Annotated in this window: 14 protein-coding genes and 1 pseudogene; 8 read left to right on the top strand and 7 right to left on the bottom strand. The window is 55.4% G+C overall.

Annotation, left to right across the window (positions count from 1 at the left end):
* Positions 1-24 precede the first annotated feature (24 nt).
* The 4 genes from ACA051_RS30160 to ACA051_RS30145 form a co-directional block, all read right to left on the bottom strand.
* The gene (locus ACA051_RS30160) at positions 25-846 is read right to left on the bottom strand and encodes an OmpA family protein (RefSeq protein WP_497375733.1); all 822 of its coding nucleotides are present in this window, start codon (positions 844-846) and stop codon (positions 25-27) included.
* A 67-nt stretch (positions 847-913) separates the two neighbouring features.
* Entirely contained in the window at positions 914-4,303 is a 3,390-nt protein-coding gene (locus ACA051_RS30155) for a YadA-like family protein (RefSeq protein WP_497375735.1), read from the bottom strand.
* 60 nt (positions 4,304-4,363) lie between these two features.
* On the bottom strand, positions 4,364-5,224 hold the full coding sequence (locus tag ACA051_RS30150) for a hypothetical protein (RefSeq protein WP_497375736.1): 861 nt from the start codon (positions 5,222-5,224) through the stop codon (positions 4,364-4,366).
* 197 nt (positions 5,225-5,421) lie between these two features.
* Positions 5,422-6,171, bottom strand: coding sequence for an IS5 family transposase (locus ACA051_RS30145; RefSeq protein ID WP_497375737.1), 750 nt, complete (start codon positions 6,169-6,171; stop codon positions 5,422-5,424).
* Positions 6,172-6,627: 456 nt separating this feature from the next.
* Between ACA051_RS30145 and ACA051_RS30140 the strand changes: the two genes are divergently transcribed.
* Positions 6,628-6,837 carry a DUF4223 family protein gene (locus ACA051_RS30140; RefSeq protein ID WP_497375893.1) on the top strand — a complete coding sequence of 70 codons (210 nt, stop codon included), beginning with the start codon at positions 6,628-6,630 and terminating at the stop codon, positions 6,835-6,837.
* On the opposite strand, the pseudogene ACA051_RS30135 reads toward ACA051_RS30140, so the two are convergent.
* The 3 genes and pseudogenes from ACA051_RS30135 to ACA051_RS30125 all read right to left on the bottom strand — a co-directional run.
* Positions 6,768-7,570 (bottom strand): annotated as a pseudogene (locus ACA051_RS30135) (IS3 family transposase); the annotation flags it as partial. The gene ACA051_RS30140 and the pseudogene ACA051_RS30135 sit on opposite strands and share 70 nt — an antisense overlap.
* Positions 7,571-8,177: 607 nt before the next feature.
* On the bottom strand, positions 8,178-8,543 hold the full coding sequence (locus ACA051_RS30130; protein WP_497375891.1) for a hypothetical protein: 366 nt from the start codon (positions 8,541-8,543) through the stop codon (positions 8,178-8,180).
* Positions 8,544-8,551: 8 nt separating this feature from the next.
* The gene (locus ACA051_RS30125; protein ID WP_497375889.1) at positions 8,552-9,040 is read right to left on the bottom strand and encodes a hypothetical protein; all 489 of its coding nucleotides are present in this window, start codon (positions 9,038-9,040) and stop codon (positions 8,552-8,554) included.
* A gap of 682 nt (positions 9,041-9,722) precedes the next feature.
* Here ACA051_RS30125 and ACA051_RS30120 point away from each other — a divergent pair.
* The 7 genes from ACA051_RS30120 to ACA051_RS30090 all read left to right on the top strand — a co-directional run bounded on the left by ACA051_RS30120 (position 9,723) and on the right by ACA051_RS30090 (position 22,383).
* Positions 9,723-10,202 carry a YbjN domain-containing protein gene (locus tag ACA051_RS30120; RefSeq protein ID WP_497375887.1) on the top strand — a complete coding sequence of 160 codons (480 nt, stop codon included), beginning with the start codon at positions 9,723-9,725 and terminating at the stop codon, positions 10,200-10,202.
* The gene (locus tag ACA051_RS30115; RefSeq protein WP_497375885.1) at positions 10,199-11,128 is read left to right on the top strand and encodes a peptidylprolyl isomerase; all 930 of its coding nucleotides are present in this window, start codon (positions 10,199-10,201) and stop codon (positions 11,126-11,128) included. Before ACA051_RS30120 ends, ACA051_RS30115 begins: the two co-directional genes overlap by 4 nt.
* Before the next feature lie 238 nt (positions 11,129-11,366).
* Positions 11,367-12,941 (top strand): TolC family protein, encoded by a 1,575-nt coding sequence (locus ACA051_RS30110; protein ID WP_497375883.1) that lies wholly within the window; start codon positions 11,367-11,369, stop codon positions 12,939-12,941.
* 3 nt (positions 12,942-12,944) lie between these two features.
* A complete protein-coding gene (locus tag ACA051_RS30105) occupies positions 12,945-13,646 on the top strand; it encodes a hypothetical protein (RefSeq protein ID WP_497375881.1) in 702 nt (233 codons plus the stop codon).
* A 5-nt stretch (positions 13,647-13,651) separates the two neighbouring features.
* Positions 13,652-14,995, top strand: coding sequence for an HlyD family type I secretion periplasmic adaptor subunit (locus ACA051_RS30100; RefSeq protein WP_497375879.1), 1,344 nt, complete (start codon positions 13,652-13,654; stop codon positions 14,993-14,995).
* A gap of 54 nt (positions 14,996-15,049) precedes the next feature.
* A complete protein-coding gene (locus tag ACA051_RS30095) occupies positions 15,050-16,651 on the top strand; it encodes a hypothetical protein (RefSeq protein WP_497375877.1) in 1,602 nt (533 codons plus the stop codon).
* Complete coding sequence (locus ACA051_RS30090; RefSeq protein ID WP_497375875.1) at positions 16,651-22,383, top strand: beta strand repeat-containing protein; 5,733 nt, start codon at positions 16,651-16,653, stop codon at positions 22,381-22,383. The genes ACA051_RS30095 and ACA051_RS30090 overlap by 1 nt, the downstream gene beginning before the upstream one ends.
* Positions 22,384-22,400: the final 17 nt, after the last annotated feature.

Below are 22,400 nucleotides of genomic sequence, written 5' to 3'. Positions count from 1 at the left end.
GGAAGACCACCGCCCTATTTCTTATTACTTGGAAATTATAGTTACCGTGGTCCGGCGATTTGGTGCTAGACAATTGATCGCTTCAGGAGATTCCGCACCAGGGCACGCGACAATCGGATCGGCAGCTCCACGCCCATCAATGCTGATCAGTTGAGAAGGCGTTCCTTGTTCAATCAAGTATGAGCGGACAGAGCCAGCTCTATTCAACGACAGCTCCTCATTACGCTGTTGGTTTCCGATACGATCGGTGTAGCCTACGATGTCAACACTACTCACGCTCGATAGCTTCAGATCGTTGAACAGTTTGGTAAGTGTGCTTTTTCCCTTAGTGCTTAGCTGTGCACTGCCAAATGCAAACGTAGAATCGGCCGCTAGTGTTACATCTTCAGATTTAATACTGATCTGCTTCTCCGATTTCGCCGATTTCTCCTGTGATGTCGGCTGCATACAGTTTTCCGGCAGGAAGAAGAACGACTGAGCGACCATGTTGTTGTCGAACAATACCTTGTATTGGCATACCTCATCAGGTTGGCCGGCAGGTTGGCGGAACTTGAGGATGTAATCCCACTCGTGTACATCGAACATTCCCTCCGAGAAGTGAGGAGCTCCAATCAGTTCGCGGACTTGTGCTTTAGTCATCCCTCCCGCAATTTTGTGCAAATTTTCCAAGTTTACGTAGGTTCCATCTGTACGGCTAGCATCATTTACGGCCGGGAATATTGGAGCTTTGGTGGTTCCATGGACGTCGACATCACTAATGGTACGAGTACCGCATGCAGAGAGAGTGAGCAACGTGAAAGTCACAGCGGCCAAGCGGAAGTAATTTGAAACTGTTGCGTTGTACATGAGTTATTCTCGAATCTTTTACTGTGAAGGGCCCGCCTCGCAACGGGCCTGTTTATTTATGAAGTAATTACCACTGGTAGCCTACGCCAACAGATGCACCGACTTCACGCTGGGTGTTAGCGGTGGCTTGTAGTTTGGTGACCCAACGACCGTTGTCGGAAATGCGTGACACACCAAGCGCCATTGCGGATTGCCCGCGGTAGGTGCCCAAACCACCGGAAGCCATGCTTGCACCCGGAGCATAAGGCTGGGGCAGCGAGGCCATAGCCATGGCGCCGGCGATGCCCGCGCTCAAGTCATCGTCCAGCGCCTTAATGTCTTTGTTTAAGGCACGGTAAGCCGAGTCGGTGTAGGCATTGGCGGTCTTGGTGGCATCAGCTAGGCCACTGTTCAACTGACCAACGTTGACTGCGTCAGTTGTTGACGTACCGGCCGCCACATTCGTGATTTGCCGCTCGTTCCCTGCCGCGCCTACGGAAACGCTGTTGTTACGGTCCGCGATTGAGTTAGCACCCAGCGCGACCGAATTGTTACCCGAGGCATTGGCATTGCTACCCAATGCTGTGGAGTTGTTTCCTGATGCGCTCGAGCCTGCCCCCCCTGCGACCGAATCGGTACCGGTGGCCACCGGCTTCGGCCGCTTGCTGGAGTTGTTCACCTGGAACATGCCGTCAGTGCCATCCTTGAGGTTATTAACATCACCCTCTGTCTTGCTAATGCGGTTGTCGATGTTGGTCACCCGGCTATCCACATTCGAGACGGTAGTGTTTATTTTATTGAGGGAGTCATCGGTGTACTTCTTCGACTCGGTAACCGCACCATCGAGTTGACGCAAGTTGACCCCGTCGGTTGCCTCCTTGCCGTCTGCGACATTGCTGAGGGTGCGAGTCTCGCCGGTTGCCGCATTGCCTATGGAAACGGTCCCAGAGGTGTTGTTAGCAGTGCCGGAGTACTTTCCTGTGTAATTTTCGGTACCACGGCCACCATCGCTGGCACCTTTACCCAAAGCAACACTTCCTGCGGCTGTAGACGAGGCACCGTCCCCCATGGCGACGGAACCCGCGCCTGACGCATTGGCTCCGTTACCCGAAGCAATCGAGCCGACACCTGATGCACTCGCCTTCGGACCGATCGCCACAGAATCAGTACCACTTGCAACAGAGTCTGCCCCGGTAGAATTGGCGTGGAAGTACTTGACGCCAGCACCGTTATTGATGTTGGTGAAGTTGCTTTCGATAGTCGTGACACGACCGTCGACATTGGAGATCTGATTACCCAGAGCAAACAGCTGCGAACCGTTCACCGCGTCGGTGCTGGTCGAAGACAAGGTGCCATTGGCCACGTTGGTGATCTTGTTCGGGCCCGTACCGCCGTGGTTGGCGTTGAACGCACCGTTACCACCATTGGCTGCCGGATCCCACAACAACGCATCGTTTGCCAGTGCGTTGATATTGGTGGTGTTGTTCGCCACCTGGGTGTTGGTTTGATTCAACTGCGACATGTTCACCGCGTCGCTGTCGGCTACGCCATTGGCCAGGTTGGTAATGGTCGTGCCGCCCACATGTGTGCTGTTGTCGTATGTACTGCCACCCAACGTAATGTTGTTGTGCGTAGCGTTGTCATACATCACCGCATCAGCGACGGCGGCGCTGCTGACTGCCTTCAGCTGCGACACGTTGACTGCATCTGTATCTTCGGCCCCGGCCGACAGGCCCGTGACCCGGCGATCACCGATGTTGACTTCACCTGTTGCGGCCCCACCCACCAGATAGGCCTGCTTGCTCAAGGTGATGCCATCTGCAACGGAACCCGCACCGAGTGCGACGCTGCCGTCATGGCTGGCTACGGCGCCCATGCCGATAGCAACCGAATCCTGGCCCGACGCGACCGAGTCGGTACCCGTGGAGTTGGCGTGGAAATACTTGGTGCCCGTTTCGTAGATATTTGTCAGCGAGTTTCCGATGCTGGTCACAATTGAATTAGTGGCGTTCAGTTGCGAACCGTTCACCGCATCGGTACTGGTCGAAGACAAAGTACCATCGGCTACATGCGTGATCTTGTTCGGACCCGTACCACCGTGGTTGGCGTTGAATGCCCCGTTACCACCATTGGCAGCCGGATCCCATAACAACGCATCGTTTGCCAGTGTGTTGATATTGGTGGTGTTGTTCGCCACTTGGGTGTTGGTTTGATTCAACTGCGACATGTTCACCGCGTCGCTGTCGACTACGCCATTGGCCACGTTGTTGATGGTCGTTCCGCCCACATGCGTGATGGAGTTGTAAATCGGACCACCCAATGTCACTTTCGAAGTATTTATCGTGCCATCCTGGTTTGTGTCGTACTTGACCGCACCGTCTTGAACAGCCTGTAGCTGACGGACGTTCACAGCATCAGTCGCTTGTGTACCGCCGGCAACGTTGATGATCTGGCGCTCTAAGTCTGTTTTACCTACCGATACACCAGCGTATGAAGATAGCACTTTAGCGCCACTAAACTTCTCCGCCGAACCATTCATTCCGGCCCGATCAGCGAGCGAATTGTCACCCAACGCGACGCTGTGGAGCAGAGTAGCGGACGACCTGTTACCCAAGGCGACGCTGGTGTTGCTAGCGGAAGAACCAGAACCAATGGCGACGGCGATACCGCCGGTAGTCTTTGCCAATACACCAATAGCTATACTTTCCGAGGAGTTCGCTTGGTTACTTGCTTGGTAACCGATAGAAACTGACGAGCCCCCTAACGCACTAGCATTAGGGCCAATAGCAACAGCCTGACTGTTCAGCGCTTGACTCTGGTTTCCAATGGCGGTGGAGCCGATGCCATTTGCGGTAGCGAAAGAGCCTAAAGCTACAGAGCGATATCCAGTGGCATTAGAACCACGACCAATGGCTACCGCAGCGTCATGCGGGTCTGTGTTGTGGTTGATAGTGGCAGTTCCGTCAACACCTGCTACCGCACTGTCCCCTATGGCAATAGTCGACATGTTATAAGCTTTCGCGTTCACTCCAGCAGCATAGCTTTGATTTGCTTTAGCTACCGAGTTGTGTCCTGTTGCTATTGCATCCGCTCCGGTCGCACTTGCGTTGCGACCGAAGGCAAGAGTATCAATATCGTTAGCCTTAGCGCCATCGCCCATTGCAATGCCATAGTTGCCAGCTGCCACGGCAGATGGACCTACCGCAATGCTGTTATTCCCGGACGCCTGCCCCCCATTTATTGAAGTGTTGGAGCTACTATTGTTATCCAGTATAGGGCTGCTTACACCAGTCTCTGCGACCCAAGCATTTGCAGGGCCTGCCAGCATCGTAATCGCCAGTGCGCTAACCACACCCCCGGCGCGCATAACTGAGCCACGAGTACGGCTCTTGCTTTTGCCTTTTGCAGTCGCAAGTTCAGAGGTTACAACCCAAATGTTCAAACTTACATTCCAGATTAAGCGAAAAACTTTATTCACGGGGACTCCGTAACCTTGGCTTTTGACCGTAGGCTAATTAGTTGATAAGGGGGAGGGGGGTTAAATAGACTTAATGGCCTGCTCTATGAGCGGCTTTTCCAAAGAGGCATCGGATTGGGGTAACTCACGCTGGTACAGGCGCCGCGCCGCCGCAGTATCCTTTCGGACGTACTGTAGATAACCGCCAGCAAAGAATGCAGCTTCAGAGCGCGCATCGCGCATTGACAAACCTTCGCTGACTGTTGTGTTAATAACATTGAACACTGCTGCAGCTTCACTGTCTCCTGCGAAGACGGCGACCAATTTTTGTTGGTACGCAGCGCTCGGTTTCATATTGACAACCAACTTACTCAACTCTTTCTGTAGAGAAGCAGGTTTGCCGGTGTAAGTGCGGGCCGTTAGCCATAATTGCCACAATTTGGCATAACTGGCCTCGCGCTCATCTTCACTTTTTGTTATTTTCTTGAACGCTTTTTTAGCATCGTCATAGCGACCAAGTACAGCCAGATTGACCGCTGACGGAACTGCAACACTAAAATTCAGCTCCGCGCCTTCGAGGGCGTCATACCACTTACGGGCTTGTTCGTGTCGCCCCGCAGCATCATCAGCAACGGCTTGTTTGAAAATAGATATAAGGTTTGCACGCTCGTCCCGAGATATTGGAACGCTAGCAGTGGTGTCAGCGCCAATATATTGACTAGACTCTGTGACTGGATTTTTTGCAGAAGCGTGCGCATTGGGAAGCGTGCTAAAAAAAGCTCCAGCCATGAAAATACTAAGCACTGCAACTCGCACAGAGCGGGTCGGAATGTGTATAAATTTTAAGATAGGCTGCGCTTGCAGAGGTTGGGGCAGAAGTCCTTTTCCAAGTTTTAAACCACGGCCATGTGGTTCCTTTAAAAACTTGTACTTGATGTTCATTTTTAAATACTGGTTGGTTGTCGGTCACAACAGAGTATGGATAATGGAATCTTCGTGATATTCGATTTCTCCCTGTGAGTTGTAGGAATTTTCCGAAGGAGACTATTTTTGGCGCACTGAGCACGAAGGATTCTCCGAACAAGTCTTCAGAGGTGCTGTAATGCACCCTGACTACCGAGCTAGGGCCTGTTGACGTTTCACATGGGTAACCAGAGGAACCCGCAGGCCATGGCCACCGTGCTCTCATAGTTCCTCTTCAGTTTGTCGTATCGAAACGCCACTGCGCGGTAATGTTTCAGTCGCGCAAAGGCATTTTCGACCAAGTGCCGGTAGCGATAAAGGCCTTTATCCAGATCGCCATTGCCTTTGATTGAGTTACGCTTTCTCGGGATCACTGGTCGAGCACCTTGGGCTTCGATCTGTTCGCGAATACGCTCACTGTCGTAGCCCTTGTCGGCAACGATGACCTCGGCTGATGGTAGCTGCGCAATTAATTCACGGGCGGCAGTACAGTCATTGACGTCACCTCCAGTGATCTCGAAAGCCACAGGCAAGCCATGTGCATCGACAGCCAGGTGGATCTTGCTCGTATGGCCAGCGCGGCTTTTGCCGATCGCTTCTGGTTGGTCACTGGCGGCCCCCGTGCTGTGCTGATGGGCCTTCACATAGGTTCCGTCGATGAAAGCCCAATCAAAATCTGGGTCTTCGATCAACGTATTGAAAACCTTGAGCCACTTGCCAGCCACCGACCACGCATTGAAGCGCTTGGAGACTGAGTTCCAGCATCCAAAAGCGCTGGGCAGATCTCGCCACGGACAACCAACGCGCATCCGGTAGAGCATCCCCTCAACGGTCAATCGCAAATCAGGCTTGTGGTAAATAGTTTGCTGAAGCAGAATTTTTTCCAGCTTCGACCAAAGCTCGTCACTGAGCATCACTCGGGGCATTGCAAGCTCGCAGGATTGTCGGTGTTGGAACCTCTATTCTGCGGGTTTGCTCTTCTTCCTCTGCTGTTCCGGTGAAACGTCAACAGCCCCTAGAACTCTATGTGGAGACCACGGTTTATTTACCGATCGACAACAGCGTCGCTGACCCAGCGAAAAAACTGTTCGTGATTGGTCGCCAAGCATGACTACTCAATGACACCCCAACGGAGCTGTCGTCAGCGCGCTCATCAACAGTTTGGTCGAGACCACGGAGGAACGCGTTTCGCCTACGACACCCAAGACGAAGGATCTAAAACAGCACCTTAAAGGTCACATCACCGCCGCCACTTCGAGTTGCGACCACTTCAAGTGGACTCAAAATGAACATTCAGGATTTCCCTACATTCCTGCGTATTGCCTCCGAGGTAGCATCACTAAGCACCAATAGGTGCGGAATTATAAATTCAAGGATTCAACATGATGAGGCTCAAAACTACGTTGACTGTTATTGCAATTTCCGGGTTGGCTTTTCTTACTGGCTGCACAGGCCAAGTCTACAATCAGCAAAAAAACTGTTCTTATGACTACCTTTTCACCCCATCAGTTTCTTGTAGTGGTCAACTAATCCCGGACACGACGTTAAGTTTTTCTTCGGCCCGAGCTGGCGCCAGCCCACCGTTGAATTGATGGGGCCGAATCCAGTTGTACCGATGCATCAAGAAATGGCTGATATCGCGTTGGGCTTCTTGAGCAGTTCTGTAACCTGTGGTCGGTATCCATTCAGTTTTCAAGCTGCGGAACACGCGCTCCATCGGCGCATTGTCCCAGCAATTCCCCCGACGACTCATGCTCTGGCGCATGCGATAACGCCACAGCCGCTGGCGAAATAAACGACTCGCATATGCGACCCTTGATCCGAGTGAAATAGCAGGCCCTGAGGCCCTCCTCGTTGCTCGTAAGCCATATCCAGAGCCTTAGTAACCAGCTCGGCATCCGGCTTTTTCGACAATGCCCAGCCCACCACCCGACGCGCGCAAAGATCCAGCACGACCGCCAGATAGTGCCATTTCCCCTGAGCCCAAATGTAGGTGATGTCGCCGCACCACGCCTGATTGGGTGCCGGGACATTGAACTCCCGATTCAAGATGTTCGGGATATCCAACCGTTCAATCGTCGCTCGTTTATAGGCATGAGAACCTGGCTGTTTACTGACGAGGTCAAGCTCACGCATCAAGCTGCGCACTTTGAACCGACCGAGTTGCTCACCATCGTCACGCATCAACGATAGGATGCTACGGCTGCCGGCAGCACTGCGACTTTGTGAAAACAACTCGCTCACCCGGCTGCGCAACCGAAGTCGTTCGACATCCGGCGTTCGGCGCTTTAGGCGGTGGGCGTAGTAACTTGAGCGGTTGATTTCAAGTACGTTGCATAGCCAATCACCATCCTTCACATCCCCGTTGACCGTCAGCGAAAACGGCGCCTGAATGTCCACCTTCGATTCGATTTTGGGTGCCTCTTTTGCCACCATTGGTTTCACCAATGTCCCCGCCGCTACGTCCGCGCTGGCTGGTGGCAGCATCATCGTCTTCGCCACCTCAACCAGTTGCGGGGAGGGATCTTCCAAGCCGGACTTAATGACCTTTGGCCGGCACAACTCTGAGCGAGGGAAACGCACCTTGTTGGCAAAGTGCGGCAACAGCATGGCGTCTTTCGAGTTTAGGTCTCGCGGGGCAGACACCGGTGGCGCCATCGGGGCGAGCGCTTCGGGTGCCGCCGTGATCGGTGCGAGGCACAGTCCTTGCCAGCATTCGTCATCATCAGGGGCTGCGTCACCGGCGGCGAAAATGACTGGGCAATGTTGCCGGGCACCGGCGGAATGTCCTTGCCTGCATTGGCCATCATCAGCGGGCCGACGGCCGACGGCCGGCATCCGCTGTAGCTCGTCGGTTGTACCAAACGCCGCTTTGCCTAGTGCACCTCCGAGGGCGTCACCGCCCAGGCTGCCGAAATAGCCATCAATCAAACTACCGACGAAGGTGCCAATCACCGGCAGCGCCGCCGTGCCGATCGCCGCACCGGCCGCCCCCCATCCGCGTGCCCGCCAGCCCGCCAGCTGCCGCGCCATACCCTTCGGATTGTTCGTCCTGCGTCAGTGCATTGTCATATGTGTTCTTGGCTTTCAAACCGGCATCAACGGCCGCGAAAAAAATCGCCGAACCTTTCACGCCTCTGGCCACGGTTCGACCGAAGCCATTGGCCGCCCGACCGACCGAACTGGCCGTACTGGCCGTGCTGGCCACTTTGGCGGTGCTATTCACCGCCTTCGCCGCGTTGGACGCCGTCGAGGTTGCGCTGGCCAGCTTGCCGTCTTTGCCCCCTTTGACCGCCACAACGTCCTTTATTGTCGCGCTTGCCCCACAAGTGTGGGGCGTTTATTGGTCCTGTTCGTCCAGCCAAGGCGGCGCGATCGGACGATGTTCTGCCAGTGGTAAGGCCTCTGGCCAATTGCGCAACTCACTGCGATAGAGTTGCAATGTCGTGCATTGAGCAGCCGTAGCGTGGTAGCGCCAATTTCTACTTCATCACGGTGGCGCACCACAACGCCATCCGTTTTCGCCGGTTGATCGTCGCGCTTGGCGCGCTCGATGTCCGCCAACTGCTCGTCCGTCATCGGCGGAAGTTCGATCAACGAGGATGACTCAGTATCAAAACTGATTTTCATCGACGAAGACTGACCATTTAGAAGCTCCTCATGCAGTTCCGGCGAAATTTCCACAGCGTCCGTTGGCAACTCACTGAAAGTAGCATCATGGAAAAGGCCGGTGGTTTTGCTAGAAAAAATCACTCCCTTAGTAGCCGATAGTTCCACCGCCATTAAATACGGCATCGGCTATATGTCCACCGAAGTGTCTGCAGGTTTCACGCTGGGGTGCCAGCAAGAACACTAGCGTGTACGCCGAAGTAGGCAATCTGATGGACAGCGGGACCGGCCAGTCGAAGGTGGGATCGTCGGTTCAGAGTAGCATAGGCATCAAAGTCAGCTGATAAGAAGAAAAGCGGAGGGACTGTTTCCCTCCCGTTCATCAGCCCTCGTCACGTCATGTACGTGCCGAGGGTTTTTTACTGCAAGAACTTGAATTTTTAACGTTTTTTGCAACGAGCCATTTTGATTCATGCCCGGCCTCGTCTCGTCTCAGCGGCGCTCGCCCCACCTTCTTGCACAAAACCTTTTTACGACAGCAAGAGTCCCTGACTCGATTAACTGAACGTGGCTTCGGCCTGAACGATTGGGGAAATTCCCTACAAGCCTAGAAGGCAATACCGGTATGTAGTCATCCCATTTCCAGTAAAAATCAGTACCTCAGAAAGGCCGCAAGCATCAGCGTCCACAACGCTGGCTTGTGAAATGCTCAGCTCACTGAAACCGAGAGATTTTTATATTCTCGGAAAGTTTTTCAACGCTGAATTTGACACCCGCAACACTCAACTTTATTGGCGGTGTCTGACTCAAGTCGAAGCAGTCCAATATTGTAGAGCGATCGATTACTTACTTTCAAAGGACATTTAATATGACCCAATCACTATTGATCACTAGCGTTACCCCTCATTCGATGACAGAGCTGTTGCAATCCGCCGGCTACCGAGTCCACCAGACCGAACAAAACGCTGCTGTGCAATTGGTAACGGCAAGCCAAGGCATCGGTTATTCAATTCGCTTAGGCAACGGTGCAACCGAACCAGATAGTTACACCGACTTTACCTACAGTTGCGCACTACGAGTGCAGGGTGAGTTGCCAGCAGGTCTGGCCGAGACCTGGAATGCTTCGCGGCGCTTTGCGCGTTTATCGGTGCAGCATGAGTTCCTGGTAATAGAAATGGACGTTGTGCTTGCTGCCGGCGTCAGTGCTGATTATTTGCGCTACAACCTTGATCTGTGGGACCGCTTGTTGCTGGAGTTCGTTGTATATTTGCGCGACTACAATCAAACCGCACGACAGTTGCATGATGTTACTGATGAACCAGAACTCCAAAAGGACTCGAGCCTGTGAAACGATATACGTTATTGGCGGGTGTCAGTGCACTAGCCTTGTTGGCTGCTGCGATTACCTTCGCCTCACATTCGAATAAGGAAGCCGTGTCGAAACAGCAGATGGCGCAAAAGGCATCTGTCGCACAACTCGGCAATCAAGTTATCGCTCCCGAAGAACTAATAGCTCTGTTGGCAACGTTGCCGCTCAATGCTAGAGAGCAACTGCATGGTAATCGCGCAGCCTTAGAAAATCTCATTCGTTCCCGCCTGGCAGAGAAAGTCTTGCTTCAACAAGCTGAATCGAAAGGCTGGAACAAGCATCCCGAGGTCATACAGCAAATTCGAGCAGCACATGATCAAGTGCTGATCACCAATTATTTAAGGTCGGTCAGCCAAGTGCCCGCTGACTACCCGAGCGTTACCGAACTTCAACAGGTGTACAACGTCGAAAAATCGACGCTGAAAACCGCTCCACTGTTTAGGGTCAGCCAGATATTTATAGCGACACCCGACCCGCAAAGCGTCGATGCTGCACGTAAGCAGGCATCGGAATTAGCCAAAAAAACACAAGAGGCACCCGATGGGTTTGCGGCACTGGCGACTGAGCGTTCCCAGGAAGCTGAGAGTGCCGCCCATGGCGGTGACATTGGCCTGTTAACGATGCAACAGTTGCTGCCAGAAGTGCGCGCAGTCGTCGATCAACTCAAGGTGGGTGAAGTTTCAGACCCTGTGCAAAGTGCCGCGGGGTTTCATGTCATCAAGCTGACCGAGCGGCAACCCTCACGGCAGGCTACTTTCGATGAAGTGCGCGCTCAACTGACTAACGCTTTGCGAGCCCAGCGCCAGGAACAGTTGGCCAAAGACTATTTGGCCAACATATTTAACACCACCAAATTGAACATCGACAGTGCTCATTTGAATAAGTTTGTTGAGCCGAAGACCTAGAGAGACATCTGCAAATATCCAATTAACTTCCGTTCATAAGGAGTAGGTTCGCCCGACGGCGGTTTAGGCCTGTTTGAACCAGGCATGGCGCTGTTTCCAGCTTGCGCGAGGCATGCCGCCAACAGGCATTCTAGTCATAGGGAGAACTCTCAATCTTCTCCCTTAATCAGCAACATGCTTAATGCAATTATTCACTCGCAGAAAAAGGCGAAGCGCACGCGCGCATGAGATTAATAATATGAAGATCAAAACAATTGCTGTGAAGGCGGTGAAAAGAATGTGTGCCCCGTTCACAATCGCCCCGCCCAACTTGGCTGTTACGCACAACAGGGGTATCCGGTCGGCGAACCGCATTCAGTTCGCTGGATGCATGGCCGGGCTTTTGGTCCTCACGTCCCAATGCCATGCAGCTTCTCAGACACTTAACAACGATGGTGCATCAGGCGAATCGTTCCTGAGCTTGAATCAACTGTGGCTAATGACCGACTCACCAGATGGTCAGCTGGAGATCGAACGCGCCCCCCTTCCCAAAGAGTTTTCAGGCGAGGATCCCGTTGAGGTCATGTCATTGGACGACGCACGCCGTCGCGCCTTTGATAAAAGCTATATCCTCGGTGCTTCACGCTCCAAAACCCAATCCGCCTCCGACCTTGCGCGGGCGGCCTATGCCGGCGTCCTGCCCGCCTTCGACATTCGCGTCGCCAAAGGTCGTGGCACTTCTTCGCCGTCATCACAGATTGACGATTCGACAGGTCAGCCGCTGCCTGAAAGCACGCAGACACAAACGGAAATCTATGGCGTACTTACCCAGCCGTTGTTCGATCTCGGAGCCATCGCAGGCATCCGCAGCGCAGCAGCCACTAAACGTGCAAGCGCGGCGGATGAAGATGGCGTACGCGGCGATGTCAACTATGACAGTACCGTCGCCTTCTATGGCGCCGTTGATTCGGCGTTGTCCTTGAAACTTGCCCTGGCACAGCAAAAACGCCTGGAGCGGCTGGGTGAGTGGGTCACCAAACGTGCCGAAGCCGGGGGTGCCAGCGGTGCAGACCGTGAACGTATTCAGGCGCGTGTTCTTGCCGCCAGGTCGGCCGTGCAGGACGCTATCGCTCAAGCCAACCAAGCCAATATTAATCTAAGTCGTCTTACCGACAGTTTCCCGCAGACATTGAAGTTACCCACCCTCGCCGAATCGCGGCCAGTGGCTACCCTCGAAGACGCCATCAACTTGCTGCCTACCGGCAACGCTGCTGTGCTCGTCGCTGGCGAAAATGAGGAAGCGGCCAGGCAGGAGCGGCGCAAGCATCAGGCGCGTTTCTTGCCCGTGGTCAAGTTTGAGCTTTCAAGCAACCGTGTCGCCAACGAGGGAGGCTTCCAAGGCTGGCGCGAGGATCAGAGTGCGATGGTTGTCCTGAGCCTGCCCTTGTTTTCGGGTGGAGCAGACTACTACAAGCAGCGCGCCGCACTTGCCCGGCAGGAGGGGCATGAATACGAACGTCTGGATGCAGAGCGTGAAGCACGGCGAAGCTTACAGATCGCCTTCAGCGGCTTGACGACTGCCCACGACAAGATCAAATCGCTGCGCCAGCAGGCCCTATCCCAGGCACGTGTCGTGACAGCTTTTGATGCCCAGCTCTCCACCAGCACTCGAAATCTGCTGGATGTGTTCGATGCCTACCAACAGTACCACCAGACTCAATTGGACCTGGTGCACACGAGTGTCCAGTCCATCCTGCTGAAGCATCAAATCGAGCGTGTGTCCGGACAACTCGCGATGAACAGCGTCAGTGCAACTTCAGAAGGGAGGGAGTGATTCATGGCTGGGGGTAGTTCTTCGTCGCGTGAACAAAATTTCTGGCCTGGTTTCGTCGATGCACTCACTAACGTCGTACTCGTTATGGTGTTCGTGATCATCGTGTTTGCCATTGTCATGTTCAGCACCATGCTGAAAGTCTCCAAGGTGAAAGCCCAGCAAACGATCGAAAAGACCCAGGAACAGCAGAGCGCACAGGTCGCCGCATTAGTAAGCAAAGCGCAAGCCGAAACCCAGGTCGAGTATATGCGAGCTGAGCAATTGCAACAGGAAAATGAACGGCTTTCAGCCGCCCTCAGTGCGGCAGAGCAGGCCGTACCTGCGTCCGCCCCGTTCGCTCAGGGAGATCCCGCCAATCCGAGTCGAAATGTACAACCTCAGGCGCCGGTAACACTCTCGGGGCGCTCGCCCACTGTCAATGTGAGCTATGCACTTGGCGTCACGACCATGGAGAAAAAACTCATTGAGGCGCTCGATGCTGCACTTGGCGGCTTCGAATCCGCAGGTCAATGGCAGGTATCGCTACAGGCATCCATGGCAGAGCCTTCACCCAGCGAAGCTCGCCGCTTGGCTTTCTACCGCATTGCGGTGCTGCGTGACCATTTGGTGTCCAAAGGTATCTCGCCGGATCACATAAAGTCCGTAATTCTGAATGCACCGGCCACCGATGCACGCAGCCACGTCATCATCCAGATCAGGAAGTAGCAATAATGTCAGCCCCGCGTCAGTCCACCCAAAGTACGAACGAACGTACGAAGAATCGTGAACACCGACAGGCCGCGATGCTGTCCGAGTTACGTGCGCCGCGCCTTTGGGTACTCGCATTGTCAATTATATCAGTACTGCTCATCACATGGGCGGCATTGGCTCCGATTCGCATGGTGGTGCGGGCTGAAGGCCGTGTTGTTTCTTCGACTCATAGCCAAGTGGTGCAACATCTTGAGGGCGGTGTGGTGCTCTCCATTGATGTCGCCGAAGGCGATATCGTCAAACAAGGCGATCTGTTGGCACGAATCAGCGATGTCCAGGCGAACTCGCAGATGGGCGAACGACGGGTTCGCGAACTGGCCTTGATGGCTAAGGTTGCCCGTCTGAAGGCCGAAGCCACGGGCGGTGAAATCGACGCCTTTGCTGCGCCCGAGTCGTCAGAAAGCGAAGTGGAGCAGGCTATTCGTACCGAGCAGGAAGCGCTGCTAGCCCGACGCCGGCATCTGGAGCAAAGTCAACGCGTTGTTGTGGAGCAGGTTACACAGAAGCGTTCCGAACTCGCAGAACTAACCATGCGCCGAGGCAATTTGGTCGCCGAGCTTGATTTGTCCCAGAAGCAATTGCAGATCGCTACTGACATGCTTCAGCGCGAGGCCGCCTCAAAGCTCGAAGTGCTGGAAGCGCAATCTCATGTGCAGCGCTTGCGAACCATGATCTCAGAAGTCGATACGGCACTTCCGCGTCTGCGCTCAGCGGTTGCGGAAGCCGAAGGCCGCAGTCGAGAGTCGGAATCACTGTTCCGGGCCGACGCCAGAACTGAACTCACATCCGCCCAGACTGACCTGCAACGCGTGCAGGAGGAGCTAAAGGCCAGCAGCGACCGGATTGAGCGAACCGAGCTGCGTGCGCCGGTCTCGGGTGTAGTCAATCGGATCAACATCTCAACCGTAGGAGGAGTCATCCGAGCTGGCGATGCGGTGGTCGAGATCACGCCATCCAGCGACCTCATCGTGGTCGAAGCCCGTGTGCGGCCGGCCGACCGTGCAGAGCTGCATGCTGGGCTTCCCGTGCATGCGCGTCTGTCCGCCTACGACTACGCCTCCTTCGGAGTCGCCAAGGGCCGCTTGACCGAGGTGAGTGCCGACACCGTGCCCGATGAACGTGGCGAACGTTTTTATCGTGTGCGAGTAAATATTGACGGCGAGCAACACCCCTTCGCCGGCCGTCCCATCATGCCCGGCATGGTAGCCACTGCAGAGATTGTCGTGGGCAGCCGTACCGTTCTCGCGTACCTCTTATCACCCTTGAACCGATTTGCACGCTCCGCGCTTAGTGAACCGCGCTAAGGACGAAAAGTCAGCAAAGAAGACAACACATTCTCAGGAACCTCCATTCAGATCATGAAAACACTTAAAGCAATCCATCAACGTTATTTTTTACTCGCATTGGCGCCACTTTTTCTTACGGCTGTAGGCGCCATATTTTTTCGCCAGTTCGTGGTTCACGCCATTCTGACCAACGTCGTCCTCAATGGTATCATCATTGGTACCGCGCTCGGCGGAGCGACGCTGATCATGTTGCGCATCCGAGCGATCCACTCCGAATGGAAAGTTTTCGAGATGTTTGCGATTGTCGACCCCGAGCCGGGCTCACCGGCAGAGCGCATGCAGCACCACTCAGTCGCCTCGCGCCTGCTCGTTAATCTTGCCCGCATCCGGCGTACACGAGAAGCGTCGGCCATCGAGCAATCGCACATTCAGGAAGAGCTCGAGGACGTCCATCGTGTGCTGGAAAGTCGTCAGGAAACCGCGCAATACGTGGTAGGTTTGATGATCGCGCTGGGCTTGCTCGGTACCTTCATCGGTCTGTTAGAAACCTTGGTCGCCGTGGGCAACCTGATTGGTGGATTTGCCAATATCGATCCGAGCCAGGACATGGACAAGGCGCTGGGCGAACTGATCGGCAATCTGAAGTTCCCGCTTACCTCCATGGGGACGGCCTTCAGTGCCTCCATGTTCGGCCTGCTGTGCTCGCTGATGCTGGGCATCATGATGCTATCGGTGCGTGCCTTCCAGGTAGAGTTCTTGCAGTTTGCCCGTAGCGTGGTGGATGGGGTGACAGCCCATACACACGCACCAGGCAGTCAACTCGGAGATGGCCCGCCTGCAAGCGACGAACTCCTGTGGATGCACCGCATTGACGACCTGAAGCAGTCGCAGCAAACCCTGCATGGACAAGTTCGCGAGATCGCGATGCAGGGTAAGCGCAACGAAGAACGCCAAGGTGTACTTCTGTCCTGTGTAGACAGTCTTGTGTCTGTTGCGCAAAAAAACCAGGACAAAACACTGGCGTTAGAAAGCCACCTGGCCGTATTACCCGAACTGCTTCGCAAAACTGAGGTATTCCATCACTCCACCGACCTGCTGGTCGAAAACGTGATGCAGTTGATCCGCCAGAACGAATTGCAACATCAGGGATTGGCACGCAACCTGATTCAGCAAATGGGCGAGTTCGCCACCCAGGTTGATCATACCCATGCCGACCAGGCAAGGCGCACACACGCAGCGATGGTTGAGGTTCTGGATCAACGCCTTGCCGTTACCGAGGCACAGAGTATTCGCACAGGCGCTGTCGAGCGTTCGGCACTGCATCAGCATGAGCTACTCGAACGTGTCTTCAATGCCTTCGCTGAAGCCAGCACTTCGATGCAAGCACAGATGCAGCGTTTGCACCTCGACTCACTGGAGCAATCAACGTCGCTGCAGGAAATGACCCAGACAGTGGCCGCAGCAATGACCCTATTCAACGCTCAGTCGCAGAAGCTCAACGAGACCTTGTTGACGCCGCACAACGATGCGCCGGGTGGCGAAATCGCCTACGAAGTCGCACAGGGCGCTGAACGTCTGGAGCGCGAGTTGCGCGTCGGGATGTCGGCGATGCTGAGTATGCTGCGCGCTACGCTCAACGATGTAAAACGTAATGCGCTTCAGGAGATAAGCTGATGCCAGCGTTGACAACGGTCACCTCCGTAGATGGCAAGTTCAAGCTGCCCTTCAACCATACTGACATTGCCAAGCTTTCGGTAACGGATGTCGACCTCGTCGTCGAGCTCAAGAACGGCCAGCATGTGGTGCTGCTCCATGGAGCGCTTGATGCGATGGCTGAACTGCCCTCAAACGTAAGCTTCGCCGATGGGACGACGCTGCTGACGAGCGAGTTGCTGAACCAGGTCAGCGAATTCGGCGTCGCCGCAGTCGACTCGCCGCTAACCGTACCAAACGTGAGCCCGGCGCCCACAGAGCCGACCAAGCAGGCATCGCCCGAAGAGCAGCAGGCGTCGCAAACACCGGAGACGGAAGAACAAACGCCCCCGACACCGTCAGCAGCGCCTGCGCCGCCGAGCCCAACCGATGCAACGTCCGAGGCGCTCAAGGACGTGAGCGCCCATACCGCCCGCCCGATGATCATTCTGCCTCCACAGGAAGCCGAACCGCCGCATATCGTCCGCCCACCTTCCCCGTCCGGCAGCGTCCAGGTGCCGGTGATCGTGCGCAGTACGCCTCCAGCGGAGATAAAAGAGCTGTCTTTGTTCAACGTTACCGGTGTACGTGAAGACGGCGCTTCGCTCTACGGTGCCGGCGGTGATCCCTCGACGGCTACCGATAGTACGCTGGCGGCGCAGTCTGCTGCCGAGCACATTGTGGGTACCTCCGGCAACGACGTGATTCATGGCGATGATTCGCAACGCCTGGGGGCAGGATTCGCCAAAGTCATGCAACTTAGCGTGGGCAACATCGGGAAAGTCGACAGCTACTCCATCTCCGGCCTGCCAAGTGGCTTTAGTTTTGAAGGCGGCAGTGTCGATGCAAACGGCGTGTGGCACTTGAACGTGCCGACGGCGCAGGCAGGCGCCTCCTTCAACGGCACCTACGACATCTCAAATAAGTTGCTCTACCCGACTAATCTTGCGACGGACAGTACCGGTTTTGCGCAAAGTTTCGTGTTCACCATCAGTTTGTCGGTGACGGACCTGTCGGGCCATACCTCTCAATTCAACAAAACAGTCACCGTTATCGTCAAGGACGTCAACACTGCCACCGATCTGCTGGTCAGCTCGCCGGTCACGGATTACACGCTGGTATTGCCCGCTCGGGGACTGTCAAACTTCATTGAGGCAGGCGCAGGCGACGATACGCTCTATGGCGGCGCTGCCAACGATACTCTGGATGGCGGTACCGGCGTCGACACAATGTTCGGTGGTGATGGTAATGACACATACGTCGCAGACAACGTTGCAGACATCGTGACGGAAGCCGCCCATGAAGGCACGGATCTTGTATTGGCTTCAGTCAGTTTTACCCTGTCCTCAAACGTGGAGAATCTCACGTTCACAGGCGCGAGCGCCGGGCTCACAGCCACTGGCAATGAGCTGAACAACGTGCTGACGGCCAATAATACCGGCAGCATCCTGCGGGGAATGGCCGGCAACGACATACTCAATGGCGGTGCGTGGGACGATATTCTGGATGGCGGCACGGGCGCCGACGTTATGGCCGGAGGCCAGGGCAATGACACCTATGTGGTGGACAATACAGGTGATATGGTCAGCGAAGAATCGGGTGCCGGTACGGACTTAGTTCTGAGCAACATATCTTACACTCTAACGTCCAACATAGAAAATATTACACTTATCGGCACGACGGCTGGATTGGTCGGCAATGGCAATGCGCTGTCCAACGTGCTTACAGCGAACGACTACGGCAGTCACCTGTTCGGTATGGAGGGTAACGATATGCTGCTCGGCGGCGCCGGTGACGATACGCTCGATGGCGGCACCGGCCGCGATGTGATGACCGGCGGCATGGGCAACGATACCTATATCGTGGACGATGTCGGCGATACCGTGAGCGAAGCGGCGAACGCCGGGACAGACACGGTGGTATCCAGCATTGGCTATGTGCTTGCCATTGGTAATAACGTTGAGAATCTCACGCTCACCGGCACGGACGACCTGAACGGTACTGGCAACGAGTTGGACAACATCCTGACTGGCAACAGCGGTGCGAACCTGCTCTTGGGGGGGGCCGGCAACGATACGCTCTACGGCGGCGCAGGCAACGACACCCTCGATGGGGGGGCTGGCGCTGACAGGATGATGGGCGGTACCGGAAATGACACCTATATCGTGGACGATACAGGCGACATCATTACCGAGGGCGCTGGCGAAGGTACGGATAGTGTTCTGGCGAATGTGAGCTATGCGCTGTCGGCGAACGTAGAGAATCTCACGCTGACCGGCAGCGCCGACCTCCATGGCTCGGGAAATGAGCTTGACAACGTCCTGGTCGGCAATAGCGGCGACAATATTCTTTGGGGTGGTGCAGGCAACGATACGTTGGTTGGCGGCGCGGGTAACGACACGCTCGATGGCGGTACCGGTATCGATGTGATGTCTGGCGGCCTAGGCGATGACACCTACAGGGTGGACGATTCCCGCGATACGGTGAATGAATCTGCGGGTGAAGGCAATGACCTGGTGCTCGCCACGGTGACTTACACCCTTTCCGACAACGTAGAGAATCTCACGCTCATCGGTAGCGCTGGCGCCCTCATTGCGACGGGCAACGCGATGGACAACACCCTGATCGCAAACGACGCAGGCAACACGCTCGCAGGCCTTGCGGGCGATGACATTCTGATAGGCGGAGCTGGCAGTGACACGCTCGACGGCGGCGCAGGCGTTGATACGATGACCGGCGGGCTCGGCAACGACACGTACTACGTCGATGACATGGGCGATAGCGTGATCGAGACCGCAGGTGAAGGCACCGACACCGTCGTGGCTTCCATCGACTATATAATTGCCTCCGGCAGCAACGTCGAAAACCTTACCTTGTCGGGTTCTGCTGACCTCAACGGGACTGGCAACGAGCAGGACAACATCCTCACGGGGAACGAGGGTGCTAATGTACTCTCTGGCGGTGCGGGTAATGACACCCTGATTGGCGGTGGGGGAAATGACACGCTCGATGGCGGACTCGGAGCAGATACCATGTCTGGGGGGGCTGGAGATGACACTTACTACGTGGACAACGCAGGTGATGTCGTCAGCGAATCTCTAGGTGATGGGACTGACCTGGTGTTGGCAAGTGTGAGCTGCACCCTATCGTCTTTTGTCGAGAATCTGACGCTTACCTCCACCACCGCCAACCTTAGCGCTACCGGAAACACGCTTGATAACGTACTCACCGCCAATAGCGCAGGCAGCATGCTCTATGGCCTGGAAGGCCGCGATACGCTTATCGGTGGCGCAGGCGCAGACATTCTCGACGGCGGCAGTGGTGCCGACACTATGTCCGGCGGTGCCGGTAACGATACGTACTACGTAGATGACGCGGGAGACGTGATCACCGAGTTGGCAAACGAAGGCACGGATCTGGTCTACAGCACTGTGACCGCCACCCTCTTCGCCAACGTCGAGAACATGACGCTTACAGGAACCAACGCAAACCTGACAGCTACAGGCAACAATCTGGACAACGTGCTTATCGCTAACAACGCGGGTAGCACCTTGATGGGTATGGCAGGCAATGACACCCTGACCGGGGGGGCAGGCAACGATATTCTCGACGGGGGCACAGGCAACGACCTCATGTCTGGCGGTGCTGGCAATGACATCTACTACGTGGACAATGCAAGCGATGTTGTAAGCGAGGCGGCCAGCGCGGGTACAGACTTGGTCTACAGCACCGTGACCTACACCCTGGCGGCCAACGTGGAGAATATGACGCTGACAGGAACTACCGCAAACCTGACGGCTACAGGCAACAGCCTGGACAACATGCTTATCGCTAACAACGCGGGTAGCACCTTGATGGGTATGGCAGGCAATGACACCCTGACCGGTGGAATAGGCAACGATACCCTCGACGGTGGCGTTGGCAACGATATCATGGCCGGCGGTGCGGGTAACGATATCTATGTGGTGGATTCAGTAAACGACGTAGTGAAGGAGAACGCAGGCGAAGGGGTCGACACCGTGCGCGCAAGCATCGCCTACACCCTGGGTGCCAACGTAGAGAACCTGACCCTCACTGGATCCACCACAGGACTGGTGGGTACCGGCAATAGCATGGACAACGTGCTGACTGCTAGCAATGCGGGTAACACTCTCCGGGGAATGGACGGTAACGATACGCTGGTCGGAGGTAGCGGCAACGATACACTCGATGGCGGTTCGGGTGCGGATTCCATGACTGGCGGCGCCGGCAACGACATGTACTACGTGGATGATATAGGTGACGTGGTGACTGAGGCGGCAGGCCAAGGCACGGACCTGATTTACAGCAGCATCAGCTACAGGCTGACACTAGGCGGCAACGTCGAGAACCTGACGCTGACTGGCTCTTCAGATAACAACGGCACCGGTAACGAACACGACAACACGCTGATTGGCAACATTGGCAACAATACCCTCATTGGTGGGGGCGGAAACGACATTCTCGATGGTGGCATCGGTGCCGACATCATGGACGGAGGAATGGGCAACGACACTTACTATGTGGACAACTTAGGAGACGTGGTCCGGGAGTTCGCCAACGCTGGCATCGACCTGGTGAATAGCAGCATCGACTACGTTCTAACTCTCGGAAGCAACATCGAGAACCTTACCCTGACAGGTACGACTGCAATCAACGGAACAGGCAACGCTTTAGATAACATCCTGACCGGTAATAGCATCGCCAACACACTCATCGGAGGCGCGGGCAACGATACCCTTGATGGGCGCGCAGGGGCCGACACGCTCATCGGAGGTGTTGGCGATGACACCTATTATGTGAATAACGTGGGCGATGCAGTCATCGAAAACGCAGGTGAAGGCAGGGACACTGTGATGGCCTCGTTGAGCCATATACTGGAGGGCAGCGTAGAGAACCTGACCCTTACCGGTACTGCCGCAGGCCTTACTGCAACGGGCAATGCGCTCGATAACACGATCACTGCCAATAGCGGCGCAAGCCTTCTCTTCGGGTTGAACGGGAACGACACCCTGATCGGCGGAGCTGGCAACGATGTGCTGGACGGCGGAACGGGCGCGGACTCGATGGCCGGAGGGCTGGGTAACGACACCTACTATGTGGACGGTATGGGCGACACCGTCACCGAAGCCATCGGCGAAGGCACTGATCTCGTCCACACCAGCGTCGACTATACGCTGGGCGTCAACGTGGAGAACGGCGCGATCGCCGGCAATAGCGCAGCACGCACCCTGACAGGCAATGCGCAAAACAACACGCTCACTGCCAGTAGCTATGCCGATACACTCAACGGTGGGGCAGGCGACGACACGTTGATCCTCAACAACAGTAACTACCTTAGCGCCCGTGCGGACGGTGGAGCCGGCAACGATATGCTGCAGATCAATGGTCTGATGGGAGGATCTTTGGTGAACCTGAGTAACCTGACAGGTCGGATCAGTAACGTCGAAGCCATCAACATCAAAGACGGCGCCAGCGAGTTTATCTCGGTCTCCGCTTCGGCCATTCAAAGCATCGTCGGGCAAGGCGCGAACTCATCGCTCACCATCCATCTGGATGCCACCGACAGCATCGTGGTACAGGCCGGCAGTTTTTACACTGCCAATGCAGGAGGATCGGTGTATACCTTCTACAACTCCGATCCCGCAGCCGGGGGAGCGCAGCAAATTGCGCAGATCAATGTCAGCACTGCTTGATTCACTCACGAAGGACA

Source organism: Pseudomonas sp. LBUM1669, assembly GCF_059695705.1.
This window is presented reverse-complemented; position numbering and strand designations above follow the sequence as displayed.

Bases quoted from the DNA above. Each gene is read 5' to 3' on its own strand.
- ACA051_RS30160 (WP_497375733.1), bottom strand. From the start codon at position 846: ATGTACAACGCAACAGTTTCAAATTACTTCCGCTTGGCCGCTGTGACT.
- ACA051_RS30150 (WP_497375736.1), bottom strand. From the start codon at position 5,224: ATGAACATCAAGTACAAGTTTTTAAAGGAACCACATGGCCGTGGTTTA.
- ACA051_RS30145 (WP_497375737.1), bottom strand. From the start codon at position 6,171: ATGCCCCGAGTGATGCTCAGTGACGAGCTTTGGTCGAAGCTGGAAAAA.
- ACA051_RS30140 (WP_497375893.1), top strand. From the start codon at position 6,628: ATGATGAGGCTCAAAACTACGTTGACTGTTATTGCAATTTCCGGGTTG.
- ACA051_RS30125 (WP_497375889.1), bottom strand. From the start codon at position 9,040: ATGCCGTATTTAATGGCGGTGGAACTATCGGCTACTAAGGGAGTGATT.
- ACA051_RS30120 (WP_497375887.1), top strand. From the start codon at position 9,723: ATGACCCAATCACTATTGATCACTAGCGTTACCCCTCATTCGATGACA.
- ACA051_RS30110 (WP_497375883.1), top strand. From the start codon at position 11,367: ATGAAGATCAAAACAATTGCTGTGAAGGCGGTGAAAAGAATGTGTGCC.
- ACA051_RS30105 (WP_497375881.1), top strand. From the start codon at position 12,945: ATGGCTGGGGGTAGTTCTTCGTCGCGTGAACAAAATTTCTGGCCTGGT.
- ACA051_RS30100 (WP_497375879.1), top strand. From the start codon at position 13,652: ATGTCAGCCCCGCGTCAGTCCACCCAAAGTACGAACGAACGTACGAAG.
- ACA051_RS30095 (WP_497375877.1), top strand. From the start codon at position 15,050: ATGAAAACACTTAAAGCAATCCATCAACGTTATTTTTTACTCGCATTG.
- ACA051_RS30090 (WP_497375875.1), top strand. From the start codon at position 16,651: ATGCCAGCGTTGACAACGGTCACCTCCGTAGATGGCAAGTTCAAGCTG.